General features: G+C 69.2%; 10 protein-coding genes. 3 read left to right on the top strand and 7 right to left on the bottom strand.

The features are described 5' to 3' along the window. Positions 1 to 27: 27 nt before the first annotated feature. From OHU74_RS02805 to OHU74_RS02775, 7 genes are all read right to left on the bottom strand, one after another. Entirely contained in the window at positions 28 to 1,119 is a 1,092-nt protein-coding gene (locus OHU74_RS02805) for a PP2C family protein-serine/threonine phosphatase (RefSeq protein ID WP_371614396.1), read from the bottom strand. Between the two features lie 124 nt (positions 1,120 to 1,243). Then, on the bottom strand, positions 1,244 to 2,146 hold the full coding sequence (gene thpD / locus OHU74_RS02800) for an ectoine hydroxylase (RefSeq protein ID WP_371614395.1): 903 nt from the start codon (positions 2,144 to 2,146) through the stop codon (positions 1,244 to 1,246). Positions 2,147 to 2,184: 38 nt separating this feature from the next. Then, positions 2,185 to 2,589 carry an ectoine synthase gene (locus tag OHU74_RS02795; RefSeq protein ID WP_371614394.1) on the bottom strand — a complete coding sequence of 135 codons (405 nt, stop codon included), beginning with the start codon at positions 2,587 to 2,589 and terminating at the stop codon, positions 2,185 to 2,187. 33 nt (positions 2,590 to 2,622) lie between these two features. Further along, positions 2,623 to 3,891, bottom strand: coding sequence for a diaminobutyrate--2-oxoglutarate transaminase (gene ectB, locus OHU74_RS02790; RefSeq protein WP_371614393.1), 1,269 nt, complete (start codon positions 3,889 to 3,891; stop codon positions 2,623 to 2,625). A gap of 112 nt (positions 3,892 to 4,003) precedes the next feature. After that, positions 4,004 to 4,453: a diaminobutyrate acetyltransferase gene (gene ectA, locus OHU74_RS02785; protein ID WP_371619544.1), complete on the bottom strand. Its 450-nt coding sequence runs from the start codon at positions 4,451 to 4,453 to the stop codon at positions 4,004 to 4,006. A 398-nt stretch (positions 4,454 to 4,851) separates the two neighbouring features. Beyond that, the gene (locus OHU74_RS02780; protein WP_371614392.1) at positions 4,852 to 7,281 is read right to left on the bottom strand and encodes a SpoIIE family protein phosphatase; all 2,430 of its coding nucleotides are present in this window, start codon (positions 7,279 to 7,281) and stop codon (positions 4,852 to 4,854) included. Between the two features lie 149 nt (positions 7,282 to 7,430). After that, entirely contained in the window at positions 7,431 to 9,398 is a 1,968-nt protein-coding gene (locus OHU74_RS02775; RefSeq protein WP_371614391.1) for a hypothetical protein, read from the bottom strand. 200 nt (positions 9,399 to 9,598) lie between these two features. On the opposite strand from OHU74_RS02775, the gene OHU74_RS02770 reads away from it, so the two are divergent. The 3 genes from OHU74_RS02770 to OHU74_RS02760 are packed head-to-tail and all read left to right on the top strand — an operon-like array spanning position 9,599 to position 12,701. Further along, the gene (locus OHU74_RS02770; protein WP_371614390.1) at positions 9,599 to 10,954 is read left to right on the top strand and encodes a sugar ABC transporter substrate-binding protein; all 1,356 of its coding nucleotides are present in this window, start codon (positions 9,599 to 9,601) and stop codon (positions 10,952 to 10,954) included. Next, positions 10,951 to 11,874 (top strand): carbohydrate ABC transporter permease, encoded by a 924-nt coding sequence (locus tag OHU74_RS02765; protein WP_371614389.1) that lies wholly within the window; start codon positions 10,951 to 10,953, stop codon positions 11,872 to 11,874. Before OHU74_RS02770 ends, OHU74_RS02765 begins: the two co-directional genes overlap by 4 nt. Beyond that, positions 11,871 to 12,701 (top strand): carbohydrate ABC transporter permease, encoded by an 831-nt coding sequence (locus OHU74_RS02760; RefSeq protein ID WP_371614388.1) that lies wholly within the window; start codon positions 11,871 to 11,873, stop codon positions 12,699 to 12,701. The genes OHU74_RS02765 and OHU74_RS02760 overlap by 4 nt, the downstream gene beginning before the upstream one ends.

The raw sequence follows: 12,701 nt of genomic DNA, 5'->3' as shown, positions 1-12,701 counted from the left end.
CGGGCAGATCTTCTTCCGTCGCCGGCCTCAGGGCTCGCACAGGCGTACGGCGAGGGCGGCGACGTCGTCGTCAAGGCTTCCTCTTCTGTAGCGCAGAAGATCGCGGTGAAGAGCCGTGAGCAGTTCGCGGGGCGGTGTCGGCGGCTGCCGAAGCATCCAGGCCGCCAGGGGAAAGAACTCGCCGTCGCGGGCGCGGGCCTCGGCGATCCCGTCGGTGTAGAGAAGGAGCAGGTCGCCGGGGGCGAAATCGTAGGTGTCGACGTTGTAGTGATCGCCGACGAGTTCCGCGAGGCTGATCAGCGGAGACGGAGTGGCGGACTCCAGGACACGAAGTGTCCTGCGGTGGAGGAGCATCGGTGGGGGGTGTCCGCAGTTGAGGATGTCGATACGTCGACCCTCGTGCGGGATCTGGACGAGAAGGGCCGTGGCGAAGCGCTCCATCGCCCCGTCGAGGGGAAAGGCGGCGTTGTAGCGGGTGCTGCTGGCGTCCAGCCTGCGTGCGATGTCGACCATGTCGGTCTCGTCGTAGGCCGCCTCCCGGAAGGCGTTGACGATCGTCGCGGCCGCCCCCACTGCCGGCAGGCCCTTGCCCCGCACGTCACCGATGAGCAGTCTGATCCCGTAAGGCGTGTCGACCACCTCGTAGAAATCCCCGCCGATGCGGGCCTCCGCCGCAGCCGCGAGGTACAGCGACTCGATCTCGATGTTGCCCAAGCGGTGCGGCATGGGGCTCAGCACCACCTGCTGCGCGGCGTCGGCGACGAGCCGTACCTGGAAGAGGGTGCGCTCCCGCTGGAGCCGGACATGGCTTCCGTACGCGGCGGCCACGGTGACCGCGATGATTCCCGCGGCCGTCCACCACGTTCCCAGATCGGGGAAGACGAGGCTGAGGCCGATCATCAGAAGGAGACAGACCGTCCCGAGCAGGACGGTGGGCAGGACCGGCCACATGGCGGCGGCCAGGGCCGGCGCCGCAGGGAGGAGGCGGCTGAAGGCCAGGTCCGGCGGAGTGGTGTAGGCCAGGCTGGCGATGACGACGGTCAGGATGACCGGCGACAGCCGTACAAGTCCTCCCGGTCCTGGGCGCCTGTGGCGCCGCGGCGGTCCAGACTCGATCACAATTCCCAGGATATCCATCTAATGGGGGCACGGCACTCCGGCGAGCCGGCTCGGCGAAGGTGCCCCCGGCGCGTGCGGTCCGGGGGCACCCTGGCGTTGATCCGAGGTCAGCGCGACGGACGTGTCAGCGCACGGGGGTGAAGTCCTGAGAGGCGATGTATCCGGGACGGCGCACCGGGGCGGCGAAGGGCTTCGCCGGGCGGTTCTCGACGCTGTTGAAGACGAGGAACACGTTGCTGCGCGGGTAGGGCGTGATGTTGTCACCCGAGCCGTGCATCGCGTTGCAGTCGAACCAGGTGGCCGAGCCCGCCTTGCCGGTGAAGAGCTTGATACCGCAGGCCGAGGCGAACTTGGTCAACGCCTCGTCCGACGGGGTGCCCGCATCCTGCATCTGGAGGGACTTCTTGTAGTTGTCCTTCGGTGTCGCGCCGGCACAGCCCAGGAAGCTCCGGTGGGAGCCGGGCATGATCATCAGGCCGCCGTTGGTGGTGTGGTTCGGCGTCAGGGCGATGGACACGGACACGGTGCGCATGTGCGGTAGGCCGTCCTCGGCGTGCCAGGTCTCGAAGTCGGAGTGCCAGTAGAAGCCGCTGGCGCCGAAACCGGGCTTGACGTTGATCCGGGACTGGTGCACGTACACCTCGGAGCCGAGGATCTGTCGCGCGCGCCCCACGACGCGTGGATCGGCGGCGAGGGCCGCGAACACCTCGCTGATCCGGTGGACTTCGAATACGGAGCGCACTTCCCGGGACGCCGGCTCCACGATGGACCGGTCGTCGGCCAGCGTCGAAGGGTCGCGGAGCAGCCGGTCCATCTCGTCCCGGTAGACGTTCACCTCGTCGGGCGTGATGAGTTCCTCGACGGACAAGAAGCCGTCGCGTTCGTAGCTCTCCAGCTCGTGGGCCCACATCGGGCCCGGAGTGCCTGGCTCGGACCAGACGACGGGGTCCGCCCGGCCGGTGAGCACCTCCTCGGAGCCCCGGGTCGGATACAGGTCGTTCACGGTGCGGGTGGATGCGTAGGTCATGGTGGTGCCTGCCTCTCCTCTCTGTGCGTTCGCGCGACTCAGCCGTGGTCGGGTTCGGTGAGCAGTGGGTACACGCCGTTCTCGTCGTGGTCCTCCCGGCCGGTCACGGGTGGGTTGAAGACGCACAGGCAGTGGAACTCCTGCTTCACGCGCAAGGTGTGCCGCTCGTGGCCGTCGAGGAGGTACATGGTTCCCGGTGTGATCGTGTAGGTCAGGCCCGTCTCCTCGTCCGTGAGCTGGGCCTCGCCCTGCGTGCAGACCACGGCCTCCACGTGGTTCGCGTACCACATGGACGTCTCGGTGCCGGCGTACAGGACGGTCTCGTGCAGGGAGAAGCCGACGCGTTCCTTGGCCAGGACGATGCGCTTGCTTTCCCAAGTGCCGGATGCCGCCCTGACGTGGCGGTCGGTTCCCTCGATGTCCCGGAACGAGCGGACGATCATGGTGGTGCCCTTCGTGGTGTGGCGGGGTGCTGGTCAGGCGGTTTCGCGGACGGCGCGGGTGAGGATGTCGAGGCCCTCGTCGAGTTCGTCGCCGGTGATCGTGAGCGGCGGGAGCAGCTTCACGACCTCGCCCTCGGGCCCCGAGGTCTCGATGAGGAGGCCGTGCTCGAAGGCCCTTCGGCACACCTCGGCGGCGCGCTCCTTGTGGGTGAACTCGATGCCCCAGACCAGTCCGCGGCCCCGGTACGTCGCGCCCAGCCGGCCGTGTTCGCCGCACAGCTCGCGCAGCGCGTTCTCGACGAGCCCGCCCTGGATGAGGGTCTGCTCGCGAAGGACGCCGTCGCCCCAGTACGTCTCCAGGGCCGCGGTCGCGGTGACGAAGGCCGGGTTGTTGCCGCGGAAGGTGCCGTTGTGCTCGCCCGGCTCCCACAGGTCCAGTTCGGGCTTGAACAGGCACAGGGACATGGGCAGTCCGTAGCCGCTGATGGACTTGGACAGCGTGACGATGTCGGGAGTGATGCCCGCCTCCTCGAAGGAGAAGAACTCGCCGGTCCGGCCGCAGCCCATCTGGATGTCGTCGACGATCAGCAGCATGTCGCGGCGGCGGCACAGGTCCGCGAGGGCGCGCAGCCATTCCGCGCGGGCCACGTTGATCCCGCCCTCGCCCTGGATCGTCTCGACGATGACGGCCGCCGGATGGTTGAGCCCGGAGCCCTGGTCCTCCAGCAGGCGCTCGAACCAGAGGAAGTCGGGGGTCCTGCCGCCGAGGTAGTTGTCGAAGGGCATCGGCGTGCCGTGGACCAGCGGGATGCCGGCGCCGGCCCGTTTGAAGGCGTTGCCCGTGACGGCGAGTGAGCCGAGCGACATGCCGTGGAACGCGTTGGTGAAGGACACGACCGATTCGCGGCCCTTGGCCTTCCGTGCCAGCTTGAGTGCCGCTTCGACGGCGTTGGTCCCGGTGGGCCCCGGGAACATCACCTTGTAGGGCAGTGCGCGGGGTTCGAGGACATGGGACCGGAAGGTTTCGAGGAAAGCCCTCTTGGCGGTCGTCGACATGTCGAGAGCGTGCGTGATGCCGTCCCGCTCCAGGTAGTCGAGCAGGGCCCGCTTGAGGACGGGGTTGTTGTGGCCGTAGTTCAGGGACCCGGCGCCCGCGAAGAAGTCCAGGTAGCCGCGGCCGTGTTCGTCGTACAGCCGGCTTCCCGTGGCGCGCTCGAAGACGACGGGCCAGGCGCGGCAGTAGCTGCGCACCTCGGACTCCAGGGTCTCGAAGACGGACGGGGCCGGCTCGGTCATGGTCAAGGCAACTCTCCAGTCAGTGGGGGGTTTTCTTCGATGCAGGGTGTTCGGTGTGGTGGGCCCGACGGTGGGCCCGCGCGGCTCGCGGACGGCAGGCTGCCGGGCGGGACCGGGATCAGAAGTCGAGCGGCTCGATACGGTGCAGGACCTCCGGAGCGTGCCCGCCGCCCGGGAACTGCTCCGCGGCGAACAGCACTTCGCGCGTGAGCGTGGCGCCGTGCCGCGCTGCGTACGAGGTGAACAGCCGCTCCGACGCGAGATTTCCGGGAGAGATGGTGGTCTCCAGGGAGCTCAGCCCGTGTTCCGCCGCCACTCGGGCGGAGAGGCCGTCCAGCAGAGCCCCGGCGACTCCCAGGCCGCGGGCGGATTCGTCGACGGCGATCTGCCAGACGAGCAGGGTCCCGGGCCTTTCGGGCCGCAGGTACCCGCTGACGAATCCGACGGTCCGTCCGGACGAGTCGCGAGCCACCGCGGATGTGCCGGAGAAGTCGCGGCACCAGAGGAGATAGCTGTAGGCCGAGTTGAGGTCCAGGGTCCTGGAGTCGCGGGCGAGGCGCCACAGCATGGGGCCGTCGGACGGGCGGGGACGGTCGATGTACGTCGTCGAGGTGGTCGGCGTGGTCGAGGTGGTCGGGAGGGTCTTCCTGTAACGGGCCAGTTCTGCATGGGCAGTCATGCGGGCCGAAGCTACCTAGGCCTGGAGCAAATTGCACGGCCTCAAGGGGTTACGAAAATGACATGGGCCGTGATATATGGGGACGCTTCGCAAAGCTCGTGAAGTGCTGGCGGCGAGTCTGGATCTCTACGAAGAATGCGGATATTTCCACCCGACCTTCAGTTTCATAACGAGCGGATAACGTCTTTGTCCTGTCTCATTTTTGCCCCTTGAATGTGACGTCTTCGTCAGCCGGTCCAGGGTTTCGTTCACAGCTGCGCGGTTATAAGTGGCCAGTGGACGGGCCGTCAAGGCGGGGGCAGGTTCTGTTCGGACCAGACGGTCTTGCCCTCCACGGTGTAGCGGCTGCCCCAGCGGTGCGAGAGCTGGGCGACGATGTACAGGCCGCGACCGCCTTCCTCGGAGTTCCTCGCGCGCCGCATCCTGGGCTGCGTGTTGCTGGAGTCCGAGACTTCGCACGTCAGGGTGTCCGCCCGGATCAGCCGGAGCCGGACCGGGCCGCCGGCGTGGCGAATGGCGTTGGTGACCAGCTCGCTGACGATGAGCTCCGTGCTGAAGGCGAGTTCGTCTAGGTCCCAGGCGGTCAGCTGATCCAGGACGAGATGGCGCGCGTCGCCGACGATCGCCGGGTCGGTGTCGAGCTGCCATGTCGCGATGGAGTCGGCATCCACCACCCGGGTACGGGCCAGCAGGAGGGTGACGTCGTCCCTCAGCCGGCCCGGCGGCAACCCTTCGACGATGTCATCCCGGGCTTGACGCAGCGGCCGGCCGAGTACGTCCGCGCGCAGCAGGCGGTCCGCCAGGTCGCGCATGCCCTGGTCGATGTCCCCCTCTCCGCGTTCGATGAGGCCGTCGGTGTACAGGGCGAGCACGCTCCCCGGAGGCAGATCGCGTTCGACCGGCTCGAAGGGCCACCCACCGACCCCCAGGGGCGGGCCGGGGCTCAGCTCGACGTACTCCACGGTTCCGTCCGGGCTGACCACGGCCGGAGGCGGGTGTCCGGCGCTTGCCATGACGCAACTTCGGGTGACCGGGTCGTAGACGACGTACAGGCAGGTGGCACCAGCCGGTCCGCTGCGCAGCGGCGTACCAGCGTCGCCGTCTTCCGCGTCGTCGCTCTCGGCCTCGGCGGCGACCTGCAGGACCATGTCGTCCACGTGAGCCAGCAGTTCCTCGGGTTCCAGTTCGAGGTCTGCCATCGCGCGTACGGCGCTGCGCAGGCGGCCCATCATGGCCGTCGCGTGCAGCCCGTGACCGGCGACGTCCCCGACCACCAGGGCGACACGGGCCGAGGACAGGGGGATGACGTCGAACCAGTCGCCGCCCACTCCGCTGTCCGCGTCGGCGGGCAGGTAAAGGCTGGCGGCTTCCAGTGCCGGCGTTTGCGAGGTGGTCGGCGGCAGAAGGCTGCGCTGCAGGCCCACAGCGGTGCGGCGTTCCTTGGTGTAGCGCCGCGCGTTGTCCACGGCTACGGCCGCACGGGCGGCGATCTCCTCCAAGAGCGCCAGATCGTCCTCGTCCAGCGGGGAAGCGTCCCCCGTGCGCCAGACCGTGATCCTTCCGAACCCGATGCCCCGTGCGCACAGCGGCGCCGTCATCGCCGAATGCGCACCCGGGACACCGGCGGCCCACTCCGGGGCGGCGTCGTCCAGGGGCCCCGCGGAGCGGGTTCCGAGGCCGGTGATCAGCTCTCCCCGGCACTCCCGCGCCGCGGGCGCGGCCGGTTCGAAATGGACCGTAGCCGTACGCAGCACGTCCGCTTGCGCTCCGGCGGCGGCCATTCGGATCAGCGGCTGCGTGGGATGCCCGTCACCGGCGGGTTCGCCGCCGGTCAGAACGGTCTCCAGGAGATCCACCGCGGCACAGTCCCCGAGCGTGGGCGCCAGGATTTTGACCAGGTCCTCGACGGTGCGCAGGACGGACAGCGAACCGCCGAGTGCTCCGGTCGCGCGGTACAGCAGGTCCAGGCGCCCACGCGACCGCTCGTGGTCGGTGACGTCGGTGAACACCGTCGCCACACCCATCGGATGTCCGCCGGGTCCCTGCAGCCGGAACGCCTGGATGGTCACGACCCGTCCGCCTCTGGGGTCGTCCAAGGTGCGCGCGGTCGTGTTGAAACCGATCAGGGGGTCCCCGCTGTGCAGGACCTCCCGCAGCCGGTCGTCGATGATCCGTGCGTCCTCGGCCCACAGGAAGTCGGCCAGGCGCCGGCCGTTGAGTTCGACGGGCACCCCGGTGTACGGCAACAGGTGCGTGTTCGTCCGGAGCAGGCGCAGGTCCGGATCGAAGACGGCGAGGCCCACTCGGCCCTGGAGGAACAGCTCGTGCGTGAAGGCGTGGTCCTGCCGCCACCGGGCGACCAGCTCCAGGGGTGAGCCGAGCACGAGGCAGCGGGCCGCGTCACCCCGCACGCCGTCGTTCAGCGGGACGACGCGGAAGCCGATCTCCAGATTGCGTCCAGAGCCGTGCCGCAGGGTGGCCCGGCCCTCCCACCCCTCCGGATCTCCCTGCCCGCCCTGGGCCAGAACCGCTTCCCAGCTGCTCGCGTCCGCCAGGAGGTCCCGTGCCGGCCGGCCGCACACGTCCGCGGACGGGCGCTCCAGGAGGGCTTCGGCGGCCGGCGTCCAGGCGACGATCGTCCCGGCATCGTCCAGCAGCGCCGCGGCCGTGTTCGTGACAGCGAAGGGATAGTCCTGGTTGCCATCAGTGGCGCGCATGCGTGCCCATCTCGTCCGCCGGTCCCTCTGTGCTCATGCTGGTCGATGTCCGGAGCGAGAGCCAGAGGCGTTACGCCATCCGGTACCGGTACAGGCGTCGGTACCGGTACCGGATGGCCCCGGCCACGGCGGCCTGCTCTGCCCGGACCTCAGCCCACCTGGACCGTGACCGTGCGGCCCGGGGCCACGACCGGGGTCACGTAGGTGTACGTCGCCCCGTCCACCACCTTGGTGCGGGCCGGCTGGGCCACGCCGTCGACCGAAACCGTGGCGTACGTGCCGGGGAAACGGGCCTCCCAGGTGTAGGAGGAGCTGCCCGAGGTGTGCGTGAGCGAGGACTTCGTCGCCCCGTCGTGGCGCAGCGAGAGGACCGAGTCGCCGACCTGGAGGTCGTCGATCCGCAGCCAGCCCATGCCCGACGGCAGCCGGGACTGGGTGCTCAGGGCGTGCGCGGGCGCGTTGGGAGTGACCCCCATCAGCCCTTCCACGGTCTGGCCGAGCAGGGTGAAGGAGACCTCGGGGTAGTCCCCGTTGGTGCCCTGCTTGGTGTTCACGTGCTGGATGTCCTTGTGGTCGTAGACGTCCTTCATCCACTTCCAGCCGGTGTCATTGCGGTTGTTCCGGAAGAAGGTGTCCGGCAGGTAGGTGAGGGCCTCGATGTTGGAGGGCCGGCCCGGGCCGGAGGCCTGCTGGTCGATGTAGTCGAGGTAGGCCTCGCGGCGGGCGCCGGGTTCGATGATCTGCTTCATCGGCATGAACCAGCTGTTCTCCTTGCCCCAGCCGGTCAGGGCGCGTCCGTCCGTGGTGTAGCCGCGCACCATGTTCGCGCCCGAACCGGTGCCGCTCCAGGTGGAGTTGAAGTACGCCTTGAGGTCCCGGGCCTTGGCCTCGTACCGGTCGGCGAGGGCGCGGTCCCCCTTGGAGCGGGCGAGCGAGGCCACCGCCAGGTACGCCTGGTACTGGGAGCCGATGGCGTCGCCGGCCTCGGCGAGCGGCTCGCCGCTCTGCTCGTTGTAGCTGGCGGTGCCCTGGAAGATGCCCTGGCCGGTGCCCTCGGCCACCTTGACCGCGCCGTTGTTCTTGAGGCCGTCGTGCAGGGTGACGAACTCGTCGGTGGCGTGCTGGTAGAAGTCCCACAGCGCCGGGTCGTCGACGTAGGCGCGGTCCCCGCTCCAGCGGTACGCCTCCTCGGACTTCTGCACCAGCTCGAAGGTGGCGGGCACCTCGCGCACGAAGTTCGTCGGGCTCTTGTAGTCGATCGAGAGATAGGTCTTTGTGTCGAAGTTGAAGGCCCATGCCGGGTAGTACTTGTGCGCGGGGGTGGCGGACGCGGCGAAGGAGCGGAGCATCGCCTTGTTCTCCGCGTTCAGGCCGAGGACTCCGGCGCCGGCCAGCTGGTGGGCCATGTCGCGCGAGTAGTAGCCGCTGCGGTTGGCGTAGCCGGCCCAGTAGGAGGCCGCGTAGGTGCCGCTGCCGGTGCCGGCGGTGTGGTTCTCGTCCACGTTGAGCGGGCCCTGGGTGCCCGGCAGCTGGACCCAGCTGTTGGCCTTGCGCTTGGACCAGTCGAACATCTCGACGATCTTCGGGTCGGAGGAGCTGATCCTCGGATCCGCGGGGGAGGCGGGGGAGAGCATCACGTCGTCGGCGTTGACCCAGCCGTCCCCGGACTCGAAGGCGATTTCCAGCGTGTCGCCGGGGGCGAGGGCGATCCGGCTCAGTGTGTAGCGCCGGTAGTTCGTCGCGCTCGGCAGGGTGAGCGCGGCGGCGACCGCGCCGTTGACGCGGGCGACGTACCGGCCGTTCGGCCCGCCCGTCGCGACCCAGGCGGATATGTCGTACGCCCCCCGGCCCGTGGCCGTCACGGTCTGGGACACCTTCATGCCCGGCCCGGCGTCGAGGTAGACGAGGCGGGCCCCGCCGTGCGGGTAGTTCGTGGCGACTCCCGTACCGGAGGTGAACTGCCATCCCGTACCGCCCTGTTCGAAGCCCGGGTTGGTGACGGACAGCGGGGCGGGCGCGGGCGGCGCGGCAGCGGCCGCCTGGCTGCCGAAGGCGAGCGGGGTGAGCGGGAGGAGGAGGGCGAGGGCGGACAGGAGCGACACACGGGAACGCGTCATCGGGTTCTCCCTGAGGGGGTGGGCGGAGCAGGGCGGGCGGCACGCTAGCAATCCCCTCGGAAGTTTTGCAATGAACTTGTCGAAAATCGATGCTGGATCGAACTGAAAGTTTTCACTCAACTCTTGCAAGTGAGGAGAGTGGCTGGTTACAGTCCTGGCCAGTCGGCTACGGCAACGCTGCGAGCAGGGGTGGGTCAGGCATGGAACTGGAACGTCGGAGAGTGCTGCAGATGGGTGGCGCGATCGCCGCGGGGGCCGGGCTCACCGGCCTGACCGCCTGTTCGGGAACGGGCGGCACGGGAGCCACCGGCCAGGGCGGGAGCGCGGGGGAGAAGGACAAGGGCAAGATCGCCGTCTGGTCCTGGCAGGGGCCCGCCGCCGAAATGAAGGCCCTCGTGCCGGAGTTCAACAAGAAGTACCCCGGCATCGAGGTGACGGTCGAGGACATCGGCAACCCCGCGATCTGGGACAAGATCACCACGGGGCTCGCGGCCGGCGGCCAGGGCCTCGCCGATGTCCTGCACATCGGGGTCGACTACCTGCCGGGCTACGTGGAGAAGTTCCCCGGCGGCCTCGCCGACCTCGGCCCGCTGGGAGCCAATGCCCACCGGGACGCCTTCGCGCAGGGCATGTGGCAGACCGTTTCCCCCGACGGCAAGCGCGTCAACGCACTGCCGTGGGAGGCGAACTCGGCCGGCTTCTACTACCGCGCAGACCTCTTCGAGAAGGCCGGGGTCGACGCCGGCGCCCTCCAGACCTGGGAGGAGACCATCGAGGCGGGCAAGGAGATCAAGGCGAAGACCGGCGCCCACCTGCTGGGCATCGACAAGCCCGCCTCACAGGCCGACGCCGCCAACTTCTTCCAGATGCTGCTCCAGCTGCAGGGCGCCTTCTACTTCAGCCTCTCCGGGGACATCACGCTCGACTCCCCGGAGGCCGTGAAGGCCATGACCCTCATCAAGACGATGAACGACGCCGGCCTGGTCAGTGATCTCGCCGGCGGCTGGAACGCCCTGATGAGCTCCCTGAAGCAGGGGACCGCGGCCGTCCTGCCCATGCCCACCTGGTTCGGCGGCATCATCCAGGAGCAGGTCCCCGAAGAAGCGGGGAAGTGGAAGGTACGCCTTCCTCCGGCCGTGCGCCGGGGCGGCTCCACCGCGGCCACGGTCAACTCCACCCACCTCGCCGTCGCGGGCAGCAGCAAGCACCAGGCCGCGGCCTGGTCCTTCGTCGAGTTCGTCCTCACCCGACCGGCCTCCCAGGTGCAGATCTACAAGGGCAAGGGCATCGCCCCCGCCCTGATGGCGGCCTACGACGACGCGGTCTTCCACGAGCCGTCCCCCTTCTTCGGCGGCCAGAAGAAGGGCGAGGTCTTCCTGGAGGCCCTCAAGGCCCCCTCCTCCGCCTTCAACTACACCGCCGACTACGCCCGCGCCCTCAAGCTCGTCACCGACGCCCAGTCCAAGGTGCTGCTGGGCGGCGCCGACCCGGCGAAGGTGCTGAAGGACGCCGCCGACCAGCTCGCCCAGCAGACCGGACGCAAGGTCTCCCGATGACCGTCACGCTCACCGGCAGCGCGGCGCGGGCCGTCCCTTCCCAGGGGACGGCCCCGCGGCCACGGCCGCGCCGGCGCGTGGCACCGTACCTCTTCGTCCTGCCCGCGCTGCTCCTCTTCGCCGTCTTCAAGCTCTACCCCATCGGCCGGTCCTTCGTGATCAGCCTGCACAAGACCGTAGGCGGGACCGAGCGGTTCGTCGGCGCCGACAACTACGTGCGGCTGCTCCACGATCCGCTGTTCTGGACCGCCCTGAAAAACACCGCGGTGATCCTCGTCGTCCAGGTGCCGGTCATGCTGGCCCTCGCCACCGGGCTCGCCGTGGCCCTCAACTCCACCCTGCTGCGCGGCCGCGCGGTCTTCCGGCTCGGCTTCTTCCTGCCCATGGTCACCGGCCTGGTCGCCTACGGGATCATCTTCTCCGTCCTGCTCAACAAGGACTACGGGCTGGTCAACTGGGTGCTGGGACTGGCCGGCCTGGACTCCGTGCCGTGGCTGACCGACCCCCTGTGGGCGAAGGTCTCCCTCGGCCTCGCGCTGACCTGGCACTACACCGGCTACAACGCGGTGATCCTGCTCGCCCGCCTGCAGTCCGTGCCCGCCGAGCTGTACGACGCCGCGGCCGTGGACGGCGCCGGCGCCTGGACCTCCTTCCGCCACGTCACCCTGCCGGGCCTGCGCCCCGCGCTGCTGCTCACCACGGTCCTCTCCACCATCGGCACCCTGCAGATCTTCGACGAGCCGTTCGTGCTCACCGGCGGCGGCCCGGACAACGCGACCCTGACCATCGGCGTGTACCTGTACCAGAACGCCTTCAAATACTTCGACTTCGGATACGCCTCCGCCATCGCCTACGCCCTGGCCGTCCTCATCGGCATCCTCGGCGTGATCCAGTTCCGCTTCCTGGGGGAGAAGTCATGACCGCCGCCCGCCACCGCGGCCGGAGCATCCTGCTCACCTCCGGACTCGCCATCGCCCTGGCAGCCGTCCTGATCCCCTTCTACTGGCTCGTGGTCGCCGCCACCCACAGCTCCCGGGAGATCTTCGACAGCCCGCCGCCGCTGCTGCCCGGCGGCCACCTGGGGGCCAACCTCAACACCCTCCAGGACACCGCCCAGTTCGGCCGGGTCGTCCTCAACTCCCTGCTCATCGCGGTGGTGTACACCGTGTGCGCGGGCGCCGTCTGCGCGCTCGCCGGATACGGCTTCGCCAAGTACCGCTTCCGGGGCAGGGAGGCGCTGTTCGCGCTGCTCATGCTCGGGCTGGTGATCCCCGCCCAGGTCACCCTCGTACCGCTCTTCCAGATGATGGCCGAGCTGCACTGGCTTAACACGTACCAGGCCGTGATCATGCCCAACCTGGCCCTGCCCTTCGGGATCTTCCTGATGCGCCAGTCGATGGCCGCGCTCCCCGACGAACTCCTCGACTCCGGGCGCATGGACGGCTGCGGCGAACTGCGGCTGTTCTGGAAGGTGGTGCTCCCGCCCATGAAGCCGGCGCTGGCCGCCCTGGCGATCTTCCTCTTCCTCTACCAGTGGAACGACTTCGTCTGGCCGCTGATCGTCCTGCGCGACAGCGCCTCGTACACCGTCCCGGTGGCCCTGGCCTCCCTGCAGGGCCTCGACGAGACCGACTACGGAGCGATCCTCGCCGGAACCGCGGCCGCGGCGATCCCCATGGCCCTCGTATTCCTGGCGCTGCAGCGCCACTTCGTGTCCGGCCTGCTCGCCGGCGCAGTGAAGGAGTGA

The sequence above is a fragment of the Streptomyces sp. NBC_00454 genome, from assembly GCF_041434015.1.
GTDB lineage: Bacteria > Actinomycetota > Actinomycetes > Streptomycetales > Streptomycetaceae > Streptomyces.
Note: the sequence above shows the minus strand (reverse complement) of the source record. Positions and strands in the feature narration are given on the sequence as shown.

Bases quoted from the DNA above. Each gene is read 5' to 3' on its own strand.
- OHU74_RS02780 (WP_371614392.1), bottom strand. From the start codon at position 7,281: ATGCGCGCCACTGATGGCAACCAGGACTATCCCTTCGCTGTCACGAAC.
- OHU74_RS02760 (WP_371614388.1), top strand. From the start codon at position 11,871: ATGACCGCCGCCCGCCACCGCGGCCGGAGCATCCTGCTCACCTCCGGA.
- thpD (WP_371614395.1), bottom strand. From the start codon at position 2,146: ATGACCTACGCATCCACCCGCACCGTGAACGACCTGTATCCGACCCGG.
- OHU74_RS02765 (WP_371614389.1), top strand. From the start codon at position 10,951: ATGACCGTCACGCTCACCGGCAGCGCGGCGCGGGCCGTCCCTTCCCAG.
- OHU74_RS02795 (WP_371614394.1), bottom strand. From the start codon at position 2,589: ATGATCGTCCGCTCGTTCCGGGACATCGAGGGAACCGACCGCCACGTC.
- OHU74_RS02775 (WP_371614391.1), bottom strand. From the start codon at position 9,398: ATGACGCGTTCCCGTGTGTCGCTCCTGTCCGCCCTCGCCCTCCTCCTC.
- ectA (WP_371619544.1), bottom strand. From the start codon at position 4,453: ATGCTGTGGCGCCTCGCCCGCGACTCCAGGACCCTGGACCTCAACTCG.
- OHU74_RS02770 (WP_371614390.1), top strand. From the start codon at position 9,599: ATGGAACTGGAACGTCGGAGAGTGCTGCAGATGGGTGGCGCGATCGCC.